Genomic DNA, 13,349 nt, shown 5'->3' with positions numbered 1-13,349 from the left:
CGGTTGGCGCCCGGCATGTGTTCGGTGCGGTGGGCTACACCTCGCAGACTGTCATCGGCGAAATAGCGATGGCCGGCATCTACAAGAACGTCACCAAGACAGCAGCCGAGATGGATGTCCTGATCGCTTCCCTGAAGAGCCGCATGGCGTTGCGCGGGATCTCCGCCCTCTGAGGTGAGGCCGATGGCGGAACCGCAATCGTAGAGTGCATCTCTACGATTGCGCACCCCGTGACCCGGCCGGCTTCGCGCGCATGGTCGCAGCGTGGCCGAACCTGTCGACACCCCCCGCCTGATCGGCGACCTGCTGCGCGAAGGCGTTGTGATCGAACGCGTCGGTGCGACCTGCCGTGTCGCGATCGGCGATCTCGAAAGCGGCCCCATCCCCTGGCTTGCCGGCCGCGCTGGCGACGCTGCGATCTGGTCGCCGCCCAGCCTGGGCGAACAGGTGCTGGTCCTCTCGCCGGAAGGAGACATCGAGCGCGCGATCGTGCTGCCCGGCCTCTATTCGGACGCGCAGCCTGCGCCCGCCGACGACGGGTCGACCCTGCTGCGCTTCGCCGATGGCACCACCATCCAGTACGACCCGGCGCAACGCCATCTCAACGCCAGCGTGGCCGGCGGCTCCGCGACGATCGAGGCCGACGACATCGTGCTGATCGGTTCGGTGACGATCATGGGCGATGTCGAGATTGCCGGGAAGCTCACCGCCAGCGGCGACGTCGTCGGCGCGGGCAAGAGCCTGAAGGATCACGTCCATACCAAGGTGCAGGCCGGCGGCGCCATCTCGGGCCCGCCGCAATGATCGGCATGGACGCTGCCACCGGCAAGCCGCTGGAGGGTGCCGAGCATCTGCGCCAGTCGGTGCAGGACATTCTCGGCACGCCGCTCGGCACCCGCGTCGGCCGGCGCTGGTACGGCTCGCACATTCCCGAGCTGCTCGACCAGCCGCTGAACGATCGCACGCGCCTGGCGCTGGTCGCGGCCGGTGCCCTCGCCCTGATGCGACAGGAGCCGCGCATCCGCGCCACGCGCATCACGGTCGAGAATGGCGACATCGCTGGCGCCGCCGTCCTCCGCATCGTCGGCAAACGCCTCGACGGCCCCCGCCTCGGCGCCCCGCTCAACCTCGCAATCCCCGTTCGCTCCGCCCGCGCTTCTTGAAAGGACCACCCATGGCCGACCGTTACCACCACGGCATTTCCCTGACCGAAGTCTCCAACGCCCCGCGCATCATCGCGACGGTCGCCACCGCCGTGATCGGCCTGGTCGCGACCGCGCCCGCTGCCGCAGCCGACGCCTTCCCGCTCAACCGCCCGGTGCTGGTGCGGGATCTCGACACCGCGATCGTCGCGGCCGGTGCCGGCGGCACGCTCGCCGAAGCCCTGTCGGCAATCGCCGCCACCGTCCGCGCGCCTGTCGTCGTCGTGCGGGTCGCACCAGGTGCCGACGCTGCAGCCACTCAGGCCGCGATCATCGGCGCCGACGTGAACGGCCAGCGCACCGGCCTGCAGGCGCTGCTCAGTGCCGAGGCAGTGACCGGCGTAAAGCCGCGCATCATCGCCACTCCGGGCCTTGAGAACGCCGACGTCACCGCCGCCCTCGCCGAAGTCGCCGAGAAGCTGCGTGCCATGTCCTATGCCAAGGCGCTGGGCGACGACATTGCAGCCGTCGAAGCCTATGCTGCCGGCTTCACGTCGCGCGCGCTGATGCTGCTGTGGCCCGACGTCACCGTGCGCCGCGTCGACGGCAGCACCGTGCCCAGCTTTGCCGCCGCCCACGCCGTCGCCATGCGCGCGCGGATCGACCAGGAACAGGGCTGGCACAAGACGCTCTCCAACGTCCCCCTGCCCGGCATCACCGCCGGCAACGGCGTCGTTGGCATCACCCGCGACGTGACCTTCGACATTCAGGATCCGGACTGCGACGCCAATGTCCTGAACGCGGCCAATGTGACGACGCTGGTCCGCATCAACGGCGAGCTGCGCTTCTGGGGCTCGCGCACCACCGCCGCCGACAAGAACTTTGCGTTCGAGTCCGCGACCCGCACCGCCCATATCCTCGCCGACACCATCGCCGCCGGCCTGGTCTGGGCAATCGACAAGCCCCTGATCCCCAGCCTCGCCCGCGACATCGTCGAGCAGTGCAACGAGAAGTTCCGGGCGATGACGCGCGCCGGCGAGATCTACGGCGCGGTCGCCGTGTTTGACGCTGCCAGGAACCCGGTCGACCAGCTGCGCGCCGGCATCCTTACCATCGGCTATCGCTACACCCCAATCCCCCCGTTGGAGCGGCTGAACCTCATCCAGGAAATCAGCGACGAGTTCCTGGCCAACTTCGCCGACCTCGTCAGCGCCTGAGCTGCGCAGCCCCCCTTTTTTCTACGGAGTATTGACCCATGGGTTTCCCCCGCAAGCTCAAGCAGATGGCGTTGTTCGTCGACGGCGTCTGGATCGCTGAGAATATTTCGATGACGCTCCCCAAGCTGGCCCGCAAGTTCGAGGAGTACCGCGGCGGCGGCATGGGCGGCGCGGTCGGCGTCGACATGGGCGCCGATGGCCTGCTGGAGGCCGAGTGGAGCTGCGGTGGCTGGGTCCGCGACGTGCTGCGCCAGTACGGCGCATCGATCTCGGGCACGCAGCTGCGCTTTGTTGGCTCGCTGGAGAACGACGACACCGGCGAACTGACCAGCGTCGAAGTCGTCATGCGCGGCCGGCACCAGGAAATTGACCTGGGCGAGTCCAAGCCCGGCGAAGACACCGAAATGAAGATCAAGAGCGTCCTCGCCTACTACAAACTCGATTGGAACGGCGCGACTGACATCGAGATCGACCGCCTCGGCATGGTCGAGATCGTCGGCGGCGTCGACCTCATGGCCGGCCACCGCGCCAACCTTGGCTTCCTGTGATCCCCTGTCCCGGCCTCAGCGCCGGGACCGCCTCACTTTCCCTTTATCGAAAGCTGACCCATGTCCGATTCCAAGATGCGCTCGTTCGTCCTGCAGGCTGCGATCACCGTCGCCGGCAAGGTTGAGCATGAAGCCGGTACCAAGATCACGGTTCGCAAGCCCCAGGCGGGCGACATGCGGGGCCTGTCGCTCAACCCGCTGATCCAGGGCGACTACAACTCGCTCGAAACGCTCGCTCCCCGCATCACGACGCCGATCCTGCACAAGCAGGTCTTCGCCGCGATGGACCCGGCAGACCTGACCCAGTTCGGCGGCGAGGTGCTGGATTTTTTGCTTCCGAACGAAGCGAAGCAGGCAGTCTACCAGCCCGAGTAGAACCCATCATGGCGGACATCTGGTGGGTGCTGCGCGGGCAGCCCGGCTACGAAGCGATGTGCGCCATGTCCCTTTCCGAACTGATGAACTGGCACGCGCTCGCCGTCGAGCGCGCGCCCAAAAAGGACTGACGCCGTGGCCGACCGCAACCTGCGCATCCGCATGCTTATGGAAGCGGCCGACCGCGTCAGTCGACCGCTGAAGGACATTGCCGGCGGATCCCGCGCGGCGTCGGCCGAGCTGCGCGGAACGCGGGACCGCCTGCGCGAGATCGACCGTGCCCAGGAACAGATCCAGGGCTTTCGCACCTTGAAGCTCGGCATGCGCCAGACCGAGCAGCAGATGCAGTCGGCACAGGCACGGGTTACCGCCCTCGGCCGCGAGATGGCGCAGGCGACGACGCCCACGCGGGCGATGACCCGCGAGTTTGAGAAGGCGAAGCGCGAGGCGGGCCAGCTGGAGCGGCAGCACCGCAGCGAGGCAATCCAGCTGGGCGAGCTCCGCACCCGCTTGCGCGAAGCGGGCATCGAAACCCGAGACCTCGCCCGCCATGAGCGCGAGCTGCGCGAACGCGCCCGCGACACCAACCGCGAGCTGTCCGCCCAGGAACGCCATCTCGAACGGGTGACCAGTCGCCAGGAGCGCCTCGGGAGGGCACGCGAGCGGTTCGACCGCACCTCCAACACGGCGCGGAACATCGCGGGATCCGGCTTTGCAGCGGCAGGGACGGCGGTGGCGGCCGCAGCCCCCGTCGTCGCGTCTGCAAAGGTCGCGATGGGCCTTGAAGAGGGCATGGCTGGCGTCGCCAAGGTCACGGGCATGGCCGACGCCCAGATCAGGCAGATGCAGGGCAGCATCGTGGATCTGACGACCAAGATCCCCATGACTGCTGTCGAACTGGCTGACATCGCCGCCGCCGGCGCCGCCGCCGGCGTCGGCATGGACAAGAGCGGCACGGCGCTCGCAAGCCAGCGCGAGGATCTGATCGCATTCTCAGGCGACGCCGCGCGCATGGGCATCGCCTTCGACATGGCGGCAGAGGATGCCGGCAGCACGATGGCGAAGTGGCGCCAGGCGTTCAAGATGACGCAGCCCGACGTCGTGGCGCTCGGCGACCGGGTGAACGCGCTCACGAACAAGTTTGGCGGCAAGGCAGCGTCGGTCGCTGGCATTGTCACCCGGATCGGGCCGCTGGGCGAAGTCGCCGGCATCGCCGCGCCTCAGGTGGCTGCGCTCGCCTCGTCGCTCAACTCGATCGGTGTCGAGGAGGAGATCGCCGCCACCGGCATCAAGAACACGCTGCTGACACTGACCAAGGGCACGGCCGCCGCGAAAAGCCAGAAAGCGGCATTCAAGTCGCTCGGGCTCGATGCGGGCAAGGTCGCGAAGGCGATGCAGGTCAACTCCAGCGGCACGATCGTTGATGTCCTGGAGCGCGTCGGACGGCTCAGCACGGACAAGCAGGCCAGCGTCCTGAGCGAACTGTTCGGCACCGAGTCCGTAGGTGCTATCGCCCCGCTGCTGACCAACCTCGATGGGCTGAAGGAACGCCTCGGCTTGGTCGCCGACCAGAGCCGTTACGCCGGCTCGATGACGAACGAGTTTCTCTCCCGCATCAACACGACGCAGGGCGCCACGGATCTCGCTGCGAACGGCCTCCAGGCGATCAACCTTGAACTTGGCCAGGAGCTGCTGCCGAACGTGAAAGCGGCGGCGCAATATACTGGCGGCCTTGCCACACGGATGCGCGCCTGGGCGAAGGAACACCCCGGGTTCGCGAAGGCGCTGATGTATACGGCCGCCGGCGCTGCGGGACTGTTCGCGCTGTTCGCCGGTGGCGCCATCCTGCTCGCCAGTCTGATGGCGCCGTTCGCCGCCTTGTCGTTCGCGTCTACCGCGCTCGGCATCAGCTTCGGCGGCTCGATGCTGAAAGTGGCCAAGGGGCTGATGTATCCCATTCGATACGTCCCTATGCTCGGGAGAGCATTCCTAGGGCTGGCCGGCACCGTCGCCCGCGCCGGCCTGATGCTGCTCGCCAACCCGATGACGTGGATTGTGCTGGGCATCGTCGCGGCTGTCGCCCTGCTCGCTTATGGGGCGTACAAGCTCTACCAGAACTGGGATGGGGTCGCAGCCTGGTTCGGAAGCATGTGGACCCGGGTGAAGGGCTTCTTCGCAGGCGGGATTGACGCCGTGGTCGGCTTCGCCTCGACGCTCTGGCCACGCATCAAGGGCTACTTGGTGGGCTGGATCGTCTACCTTTCCCCGCTCCCAGGCATGCTCACGAACATCGGCCGCAACCTGATCCAGGGCCTCATCAACGGGGTGACTGGGATGCTGGGCCAGCTGAAGTCTACCATCGTCAACGCCGCCACCTCGGCCGCGAACTGGTTCAAGCAGAAGCTGGGCATCCACTCGCCCTCGCGTGTGTTCATGGGCTTCGGCGGCTTCATGATGCAGGGCCTGCACAATGGCATCGATCGCGGCGCTGACGGTCCGGTCAACCGGATCAGCCGCCTGTCGCGCGACCTTACCGGCGCGCTCGCGATCGGTGCTGCCACGCCTGCTCTGGCTGGCGGACTCGCACCGGCCGGCGCTCCCGGATCCAGTGCGGCCTCGGCTGCACCGCCCCGGACCTACATCATCAAGGTCGAGGGCGGCACCGGCGGGCCGAGCGAGATCGAGGCGGCGGTGCGCCGCGCGATCGAGCAGGTCGAGCGGCAGCGATCCGCCAACAGCCGCTCGGCCTTTGCCGACGATGCCGACTGGAACGTCTGATGCTGATGTCGCTGGGAATGTTCCCCTTCTCGCTGCCCACCCTCGCGCATGAGGATCTGTCACGCCGCACCGCGTGGCGCCATGCGACGTCGCAGCGGATCGGCCAGCGCGACGCCACCCAGTTCGTCGGCCCCGGCGAGGAAACGATCTCGATTGGCGGCACGGCCTATGCCGAGCTGACCGACGGCCGCGCCTCGCTCGATCAGCTGCGTGATATGGCCGGCAGCGGCGACGCATGGCCGCTGGTCGACGGCGCCGGCATGATCTTCGGTGCCTTCGTCATCCAGACGCTCGACGAACGCCACAAGGGGCTGTTTCCCGATGGCACGCCGCGCGCGATCGACTTCCAGATCGAGCTTCTCCGCGTCGACAGCGAGCAGCCGGCATGATCGCGAACATCCCCGACTATCGGGTCGAGGTGGACGGCGTCGACGTTACCCCCCGCTTGCGCGACCGCGTGCCCGGCAACGGCAACCGCCCCCGCCTGATCTCGCTCGGGCTCACCGACAAGCGCGGCAACGAATCCGACCAGCTCGACCTGGTGCTCGACGACAGCGACAGCGCCTTCAACCTGCCGCCGACCGGCGCGAAGATCCGCGTGCAGCTGGGCTGGAAACAGGGCGGCGACGTCACGGTCGGTCTGGTCGACAAGGGCACCTTCATCGTGGACGAGGTGTCGCACACCGGCCCGCCCGACGTGATCACCGTGCGCGCCCGCGCCGCCGACTTCACCGGTGCCATGCGCGTGCGCCGCGAACGCAGCTGGCGCGGCACCACGCTCGGCGCGATCGTCGCCGACGTCGCCCGCGCACACGGCCTGAAACCACGTTGCGCGCCCGCCCTGGCGGCGATCCCGGTCACCGCCAAGGCGCAGAGCCGGGAAAGCGACCTCGCCTTCCTGCGCCGCCTGGGGTGCGACCATGATGCTGCCGCCACCATCAAGCGCGGCAACCTGGTGCTGGCGCCGCTTGGCAAGGCCGCGACTATCTCGGGCGTGAACCTGCCGGCGCTCACCATCCACCGCCGCGACGGCGATCGGCACGACTATCAGGTGCAAAGGCAGGAGGAAGTGACCGGCGTCATCGCCAGCTGGCACGATCGCGGGGCGGCGAAGAAAAAGACGGTGACGATCGGCAAGGCGGACGGCGCCCGCAGGCTATCCCGCACCTATGCCAACGAAGCCGATGCCAAGGCGGCAGCAGCGGCCGAGAGCAGCCGCGCCGCGCGCCAGCCCCGCACGCTGGGGCTAAATCTCGCTCTGGGGCGGGCCGAGATCAAGCCAGAACAGCCTGTCACCGCTTCCGGGTTCAAACCCGTGATCGACGCCCAGCGCTGGGTTGTTGCAGAGGTCTCTCACGCGCTCGGGGATCGAGGTTTCACTACCCAGGTGAAGCTGGAGGGCGCTTAAGCAGGTTCTAGACGGAACGACCGCTCGCGCCCTAGTTGTGGATATAGCGGCGACGTGAGAAACGGTGCCGGTGCCATCAGCCCCGATCATCCGCCGGTTCGTTGATTGGGACCTCAGGCGCAAGCCGATCACTGCCGCGGGACACTTGACGCTTCTCGTCGGGATGGTGCCCTGGTTCTTCGCCTTTCTGAATCAGCCAGCCGCAGCCATTCCTAGGTTTTCGGTTTCAGTCGGCGCGGCCATTGCTTTCGATGTGATTTGGTTTGGGTTCGTCGGCTGGCGAGCGCTTCTGCTGTTCAAGGAAGTCTCAACCAAAGGCGATCGCTTATACGATCGCTCCGGCAAGTATGTACTGCCTGCTGAGTATGCTGAGACCGAGAGCGCCACTAAGGCGCGGACTCGCCGCCGGAAGGGCAGCTAACGCCCCATCAGCAGCCGTTGGCATCTACCTCGAAGACAACTGGCTTTCCTCGGGAGGCAGGCTCCCAGCCCGCCGACAAGGCAGCACGGACTCCGTTTTCGATGATCCGCTGATGCACCTGCGGACGGCATAGTTGCGGTTGCAGCTTCGACCGGCGTGAGGATGGCATCGGGAATTCCAGAATTGCTTCACGCTGCGCATCGTGCAGGCGGAGAGCGATGGTCATCCCCTTCCAGCCATCGACCGTGCACCACTGTGGCTCCCGCTGAACGGCCCACTCATACCGCAGGCCATCAACTTCGATCGTGCCACCAAGATCGCGGGTGTGGAGCATGCCGCAGGACTAACACAGCAACTTCCGCTTTCCACCACTTCTCGCCGTTCGCAAAGGCGGAAGCGGACGCCAGAAGCGGACGGGCAGGAGTCGCCCCACTTGCGGACGTAGGGGAGTAAACGCATCATGAGCACCATGGCTTTGCTCCGACCTCTCACTACCACTGCCAAGCGGCTGGGCTTCGAGTTGGTCGCGTTGTCTGGCGCAGTCGCGTATATCATGCTTAGCAACGCACTACCGGAGAGCGGCGGACGAGTGCTGGCGGCTATCGTTCTGCTTATGATCGTCGCAGCGATTGGTTATCGGCTGGTGCGCGTGCTGCGCGACCCGGTTGGCACACTGAAGCGACAATCAAAGAAGTGATCGGACCGGAAGACGGCTTGTCCGCTTTTCACCAATCGCGGACATATGCGGCGGAGACGCCTCCGCCGTGATCCAGGGGTCACCGCAGAAAAGCTAGGTTCAAGGACCGCTTGAGCGGTTCTGCTCCGGTGGCCATCCCCTGCCACGGTTCTCAGGCTCTATCGGCAGCAAGTCCCTCAGAACGCGCCATTCTGCCTCGGTCAGATCGCCTCGGCTCAAACCTGCCCCCCCCCAAAAAAGCAGCCTTGAAGCAATGTCGCCAGTTCGCGTCAATCTGGTTCTTGTATCCAGATCGACGGGCTTCTTTGCCAAGACAGGGCATTGGGCTATCCAATGCCAATGGGCGACGGCGGATATAAAGGCGGGGCGACGGTCGAAGGCCGGTGGGGATGTATAGCCTCCGCCGTATTAGGCGTGCCCGTCTTCATGTTCCTGCTGATCCTCGATGCGTTGGGCGATTGCGTGCCGGACACCGCGTGCAAGAATGGCTTTCTGACCCAAGTCTTGCTGCCCTCCGCTGTCATCGCCATCGGGGTCGGCTTTCTCGTCCGCTGGGCAGTCAAAACAGCAAGGCGGAACAACCGTGATTAAGCGCAGCTAAGCTCACGCCAATTTGTCAACGCTACCTAGCGCCCTGCTTGCGGACGTTCAACTCGCGGCTATGCTATGCCTATGGCCAATCGACTACCGCCCCGGCATTTATGGTTTGTGATTGCAGGCTTGTGCCTGGTCTGCGCGGCGCTCCAGTATCTGCAGGTGTCGGCGATTGCTTACACCATTTGCTATTTCGTAGCCGCGGGACTTGGCTTGGTAGCAGGCCTCTGGACTGCTGTCCGGGGGAGTAAGTCTCCCGGAGACAGCAGGGACCCACTAATGGCGGGCTTCGCGCTGCCGGTCCTTCTGTTTGTAGATCTTTCGAACGACTGGCTAGCGTTCTCCCTCCTTGTAGTTTCGGTCGTTGCCTTTTCTGCGGGCAAGGACCGGGACGCGCTTACCGGTAACGGCAGCTAACCCCCACTAGCAGCCGTTAATCCCTCAATCGCCGCTTCAGCGCCTTCCACGCCGTTTCATCCCGGGGGAATGGATCCGCGAGGGTTGGCGGCTGCGGGGTGGCGCTGAGGCGCGGGCCGCGCTTGCCGCAGCTTTGGCAGCGGATGTGATGGCCGAGCGCACCTAGCTGCGTGCTCCAGCTGCGCAGCATGGCGTAGCGCCAGAACCGCGAGGAATCGAAAACATGCTCGGCACCGCAGGAGCAGCGAACCCGCAGGTTCGCGCGGTGCTTCGCCAGATCGCTTAGGCTGTCCAGCCGGGTATTGGCCGACACTTCAAAGCGGGAGAGGCATCTGCCGATCGTCAAGGATCGCCTGCGGACGTGCCAGGGCGTCGATGATGCTCTCCGCGAGCTCGGCCGCCGCTTGCTCGCGCAGGCGCTGGTTCGGGGCTGTGAGGCCTATACGTGCCCACCCCGGGGCGAGGAGGAGGATCTGGGCGAGGCTGGAGGAGTCGGGCGTCTTCATGACCCTATGTTCTCCTCTTGTTCCGATTCGCGCAAGCTTATTCCCGTGACGAAGCCACGATCAAATGTAGCCCATCCGTCAACTCAGAAGCTGCGCCGGCTAACGATTGAGCCTAGCTTAGCAGTTTCATAACCCCGGAAATCACCCCGATGCTCACGGTCGCGACGGCGCCGAGGCAAACCCAGATATAAGGCTTTGTCGGCAGGTGCTTGGTCCGCTCCTCGATCACGTCCACCTTGGCGCCCACGTTCGTCAAAGCGGTCTTGCTGCTCGAGCTATCGCGGGTGCGCTCATCAAGCGTCGCAATCGTGGAGGCAACGGCGCCGACGGACGCGATTAAACTGTCAAGCTTGCCGTCGACGCGATCGACAGCCTTCTTCACATGCTCCATATCGCTTTCAAGGCGGGCAACGCGCGCTTCCATACCGCCGAATGTGCCCCCTCCGCCGCCGCCTTTCAAGTGCTCAATCTGGCGTTCAAGGCTGGCGATCTGACCCGCGTTATCAAAGAGCTGAGGCACGTCACTCGGCTTCACGCTTCCGCCTCCCCTTCCGCAGCCTTGTAAAGCTCGTCCGTCATCATGCTCGTCAGCCTCAACTGAATACCTTGCTGGAAGTCGTCGTAGAGTTCCAGTGCCTGGCTCAGCGCGGCCTTCTTTGCACCCTCGTCGGAGCCTGCCAAAACGATCAGAGTGCTGACCATCTTGAGATTGAACTGCATCTGCGCCAGCGCAAAGTCAAAGAGAACACCTCTCGCAACCGGCCTCTTCATTCGATCTTCTAGTATGCCACGAACTTGCGGTTTACTCAGGTTTGGATGGTCAAGAAGATCGGAAATCCCCCAAGTAATTCTAGCCCGGCGATCATCGTCACTCATCGGTTAGCCTCGATACCACCATCACCACTGCCCTCCCCCTCGCTTAAACCTGCCGCCCTATGAAGATCACGCGACCCACAATGTTCACCTCTTCCGGATGCGCTGTGTCGGCCGGCACCCGGTCGTTGTCGGACAGCAGGGTAACCTGCTCGCCACGGACGCGGAGGCGCTTAATCATCAGAATCTCGCCGATGGACAAAGCCCAGATTGCGTCCTGCTCAAGCACCGATCGCTGGGAGCGATCGATGATGACCAGGTCGCCGTCGTTCAGGGTCGGCGCCATGGAGTCACCCCTGCCCCGCGCGATATGAAGCTCGGATGCGGGAGTGCGGGTGATGCGCTGCAGCCAATCCTGCGCGAAGACGCTGTTCCGAACCTCGGCCGGGCCGTCGAACGCGCCGCCCATGCCATACGCTAGGTCAATCTCTGCCACCTCGACCAGACCAAGCTCGGCGAGCAGTTGCTCCCGACTAGGCAGCGGCACGGCGCCTTCTGAGGGGTCGTCGGTTTCGCCGGCTAGGTAGGCAGCGGAGGTGCCCAACGCCCGCGCAATCTTATGGAGGTGCGAAGAGCCGGAACTGATCCCCGACTCAAGCTTGCCGATCGTCGCCTGAGAAACACCAGCGCTCCGCGCTAGCTGGGTCTGCGAGAGCCCCTTAGCCGCCCGACGTTCAGCAATACGCTCACCAGTCCGCATGCAACATGCTTATTCCAATGGGAATGGAACGATAGCCTCGAATTGCCCTTGACTGTTCTATTCCGATTAGAATAGAGGCCGCCATATGGACGTCGAATCTTCCCCCGATCAGGCTTTGCAAGAAGCCGTCACCCAAGCAGGGTCGCAGGCCGCTTTCGCCAGCATCTGCGGCGTTCGGCAGCCGGCCGTCAGCAAGTGGCTACGCTCCGGCAAGCCGCTGCCAGCTGAGCACGTTCTGACCGTCGAGAGAGAGACCGGCGTCTCAAAGCATCTGCTCCGCCCTGACCTCTATCCCCGACCGACTGCTTCGATGTCCAAGGATCTACCGAACACCGCGATCGCCGTCGCGTCGAATTCCGCTGCCCTTTTCGATCGGAGCCCGGCATGAAACCTCGGCAACGTCACGAAAGCGCGCGTCAGCGGCGCGAGCGAGAACGCTTCGAGCGGACGGTCAGCCTGTGCGTACAGGTGGCTCGGGCCATGCGTTCACAGCGTACTCTTCTGACGGAAGAAGAGCAGCGATGAACTCGCCGGCACGATCCAGTTCCTTTCTGTCCTTTGCGGGCATCTCGCGCCCACGCCCCCGCATCAGCGCCAGCGCGACGCCGATCCGCGCGAGTCGTTCAGGATCGCTTTGTTCAAGCTCCAGCAGCATGGCTTGGACCAGCTTGACTGCCATCCCAGTATCGTCTGCCAAGCATCATCTCCTTCGTGCGTCTTTCGCGGTATGCACGATAGCCGTACCGAGGGCGGGCGCAATCCGCCTCCTAAGGGGGCGGTTCGCATGACGCGTCTTCGCATTCCCGGCTCGATCGACCATGCAGTGCTCACGATTGCCGCGGAGATTTCGTATGCCGAGGCTGCGCGTGTAGCGGGGCGCACCGTCGCGTGCATCCGGGATTGGACCAACGACGCCACCACCAGTGTCCCCAGTCTGTCCCAGGCGATTGCGCTCGACGCCGCCTACATCGCCGCCGGCGGTGAGAATGCGCCGCTGCACGAGGCCTATGCCGCAAAGCTCGAGATTGTCGTCGCCGGACGCGCCGCCTGCGCACGCACCCTTTCCCGCGAGGTGGCCACCGCCGCTCGCGAATTCGGCGATCTGATCGCCGCCAGCTTGCCGGTCTGCCAGCCCGGCTACAGCCCCAACGATGCGCAGCGGGCGCTGCTCGAAGCCGACCAGGCCGAAAGCGCCGTCGCCGCCGTCAAACGCCGGCTGTTCAGTTTCCTAAAGACCGGCGCGGGGCCGGTCGGGAAAGCCGGGGGTTCCCACCGATGAGTCGTACCGCGCGTCCGCGCCAGCCTTCTTTCGACTGCCCACACTGCCGCTCGCGCGCCTTCGTGCGCAGCAGCGCACAGGTCGCGCCGCTGGTGCGCGAGTTGGACTATGTCTGCACCAACCACCACTGCGGCCACACCTTCGTGGCGCAGATCGAGGCGGTTCGCACCATCGTGCCCAGCGCCATGCCCGACCCCACGGTCCACTTGCCCTTCGGCAACCGGAAGCTGGGGCCAAAGCGTCTCCCCGTTCCTGCCAACGACGACGTCCGTGTGCCGGCCAATGAGGACGGTCCCAGCGTCGCCCAGGCGCCCGATCCCATGAGCGGCTGATTCGACGCGGCCCCGCCGCGCTCCCGCCCCCGACCGACTGCCCCTTTGACCCGGCTTTGCAC

At 65.3% G+C, this 13,349-nt stretch carries 21 protein-coding genes; 15 read left to right on the top strand and 6 right to left on the bottom strand.

The features are described from left to right. Positions 1-264: 264 nt before the first annotated feature. From QP045_RS21320 to QP045_RS21275, 10 genes are all read left to right on the top strand, one after another. Positions 265-804: a phage baseplate assembly protein V gene (locus QP045_RS21320; protein ID WP_422517018.1), complete on the top strand. Its 540-nt coding sequence runs from the start codon at positions 265-267 to the stop codon at positions 802-804. After that, positions 801-1,163, top strand: coding sequence for a GPW/gp25 family protein (locus QP045_RS21315; RefSeq protein ID WP_422517017.1), 363 nt, complete (start codon positions 801-803; stop codon positions 1,161-1,163). Before QP045_RS21320 ends, QP045_RS21315 begins: the two co-directional genes overlap by 4 nt. Positions 1,164-1,174: 11 nt before the next feature. Then, a complete protein-coding gene (locus tag QP045_RS21310) occupies positions 1,175-2,359 on the top strand; it encodes a phage tail sheath subtilisin-like domain-containing protein (protein ID WP_422517016.1) in 1,185 nt (394 codons plus the stop codon). A gap of 38 nt (positions 2,360-2,397) precedes the next feature. Further along, complete coding sequence (locus QP045_RS21305; RefSeq protein ID WP_422517015.1) at positions 2,398-2,907, top strand: phage major tail tube protein; 510 nt, start codon at positions 2,398-2,400, stop codon at positions 2,905-2,907. A gap of 60 nt (positions 2,908-2,967) precedes the next feature. Beyond that, a complete protein-coding gene (locus QP045_RS21300) occupies positions 2,968-3,282 on the top strand; it encodes a phage tail assembly protein (protein ID WP_422517014.1) in 315 nt (104 codons plus the stop codon). A gap of 8 nt (positions 3,283-3,290) precedes the next feature. Beyond that, positions 3,291-3,413: a hypothetical protein gene (locus QP045_RS21295; RefSeq protein ID WP_422517013.1), complete on the top strand. Its 123-nt coding sequence runs from the start codon at positions 3,291-3,293 to the stop codon at positions 3,411-3,413. 4 nt (positions 3,414-3,417) lie between these two features. Then, positions 3,418-6,060 (top strand): phage tail tape measure protein, encoded by a 2,643-nt coding sequence (locus QP045_RS21290; protein WP_422517012.1) that lies wholly within the window; start codon positions 3,418-3,420, stop codon positions 6,058-6,060. Beyond that, positions 6,060-6,449 carry a phage tail protein gene (locus tag QP045_RS21285; RefSeq protein WP_422517011.1) on the top strand — a complete coding sequence of 130 codons (390 nt, stop codon included), beginning with the start codon at positions 6,060-6,062 and terminating at the stop codon, positions 6,447-6,449. The genes QP045_RS21290 and QP045_RS21285 overlap by 1 nt, the downstream gene beginning before the upstream one ends. Further along, the gene (locus QP045_RS21280; protein WP_422517010.1) at positions 6,446-7,468 is read left to right on the top strand and encodes a contractile injection system protein, VgrG/Pvc8 family; all 1,023 of its coding nucleotides are present in this window, start codon (positions 6,446-6,448) and stop codon (positions 7,466-7,468) included. The genes QP045_RS21285 and QP045_RS21280 overlap by 4 nt, the downstream gene beginning before the upstream one ends. Positions 7,469-7,613: 145 nt before the next feature. After that, positions 7,614-7,889: a hypothetical protein gene (locus tag QP045_RS21275; RefSeq protein WP_422517009.1), complete on the top strand. Its 276-nt coding sequence runs from the start codon at positions 7,614-7,616 to the stop codon at positions 7,887-7,889. Between the two features lie 7 nt (positions 7,890-7,896). Here the strand turns inward: QP045_RS21275 and QP045_RS21270 are convergent, their stop codons facing one another. Then, a complete protein-coding gene (locus QP045_RS21270) occupies positions 7,897-8,223 on the bottom strand; it encodes a hypothetical protein (RefSeq protein ID WP_422517008.1) in 327 nt (108 codons plus the stop codon). Between the two features lie 126 nt (positions 8,224-8,349). Here QP045_RS21270 and QP045_RS21265 point away from each other — a divergent pair, with 126 nt between their 5' ends. Continuing rightward, the gene (locus tag QP045_RS21265) at positions 8,350-8,586 is read left to right on the top strand and encodes a hypothetical protein (RefSeq protein ID WP_422517007.1); all 237 of its coding nucleotides are present in this window, start codon (positions 8,350-8,352) and stop codon (positions 8,584-8,586) included. A 426-nt stretch (positions 8,587-9,012) separates the two neighbouring features. Next, a complete protein-coding gene (locus QP045_RS21260; RefSeq protein WP_422517006.1) occupies positions 9,013-9,177 on the top strand; it encodes a hypothetical protein in 165 nt (54 codons plus the stop codon). Between the two features lie 734 nt (positions 9,178-9,911). Here the strand turns inward: QP045_RS21260 and QP045_RS21255 are convergent. From QP045_RS21255 to QP045_RS21240, 4 genes are all read right to left on the bottom strand, one after another. Then, positions 9,912-10,103: a DUF6771 family protein gene (locus QP045_RS21255; RefSeq protein WP_422517005.1), complete on the bottom strand. Its 192-nt coding sequence runs from the start codon at positions 10,101-10,103 to the stop codon at positions 9,912-9,914. 112 nt (positions 10,104-10,215) lie between these two features. Continuing rightward, a complete protein-coding gene (locus QP045_RS21250) occupies positions 10,216-10,638 on the bottom strand; it encodes a hypothetical protein (protein ID WP_422517004.1) in 423 nt (140 codons plus the stop codon). Then, positions 10,635-10,979: a hypothetical protein gene (locus QP045_RS21245; protein ID WP_422517003.1), complete on the bottom strand. Its 345-nt coding sequence runs from the start codon at positions 10,977-10,979 to the stop codon at positions 10,635-10,637. The genes QP045_RS21250 and QP045_RS21245 overlap by 4 nt, the downstream gene beginning before the upstream one ends. 43 nt (positions 10,980-11,022) lie before the next feature. Continuing rightward, on the bottom strand, positions 11,023-11,676 hold the full coding sequence (locus tag QP045_RS21240; RefSeq protein ID WP_422517002.1) for an XRE family transcriptional regulator: 654 nt from the start codon (positions 11,674-11,676) through the stop codon (positions 11,023-11,025). An 85-nt stretch (positions 11,677-11,761) separates the two neighbouring features. Between QP045_RS21240 and QP045_RS21235 the strand changes: the two genes are divergently transcribed. Beyond that, entirely contained in the window at positions 11,762-12,064 is a 303-nt protein-coding gene (locus QP045_RS21235; protein ID WP_422517001.1) for a transcriptional regulator, read from the top strand. 63 nt (positions 12,065-12,127) lie between these two features. Here QP045_RS21235 and QP045_RS21230 read toward each other — a convergent pair whose 3' ends face one another. Then, the gene (locus QP045_RS21230) at positions 12,128-12,373 is read right to left on the bottom strand and encodes a hypothetical protein (RefSeq protein WP_422517000.1); all 246 of its coding nucleotides are present in this window, start codon (positions 12,371-12,373) and stop codon (positions 12,128-12,130) included. Between the two features lie 87 nt (positions 12,374-12,460). Between QP045_RS21230 and QP045_RS21225 the strand changes: the two genes are divergently transcribed. Both QP045_RS21225 and QP045_RS21220 read left to right on the top strand, forming a co-directional pair. Continuing rightward, the gene (locus tag QP045_RS21225; protein ID WP_422516999.1) at positions 12,461-12,955 is read left to right on the top strand and encodes a hypothetical protein; all 495 of its coding nucleotides are present in this window, start codon (positions 12,461-12,463) and stop codon (positions 12,953-12,955) included. Further along, the gene (locus QP045_RS21220; protein WP_422516998.1) at positions 12,952-13,287 is read left to right on the top strand and encodes an ogr/Delta-like zinc finger family protein; all 336 of its coding nucleotides are present in this window, start codon (positions 12,952-12,954) and stop codon (positions 13,285-13,287) included. Before QP045_RS21225 ends, QP045_RS21220 begins: the two co-directional genes overlap by 4 nt. The last annotated feature ends 62 nt before the right edge of the window (positions 13,288-13,349 follow it).

Source organism: Sphingomonas sp. 3-13AW, assembly GCF_049311085.1.
In the GTDB taxonomy this organism is placed as follows: Bacteria; Pseudomonadota; Alphaproteobacteria; order Sphingomonadales; family Sphingomonadaceae; genus Sphingomonas.
This window is presented reverse-complemented; position numbering and strand designations above follow the sequence as displayed.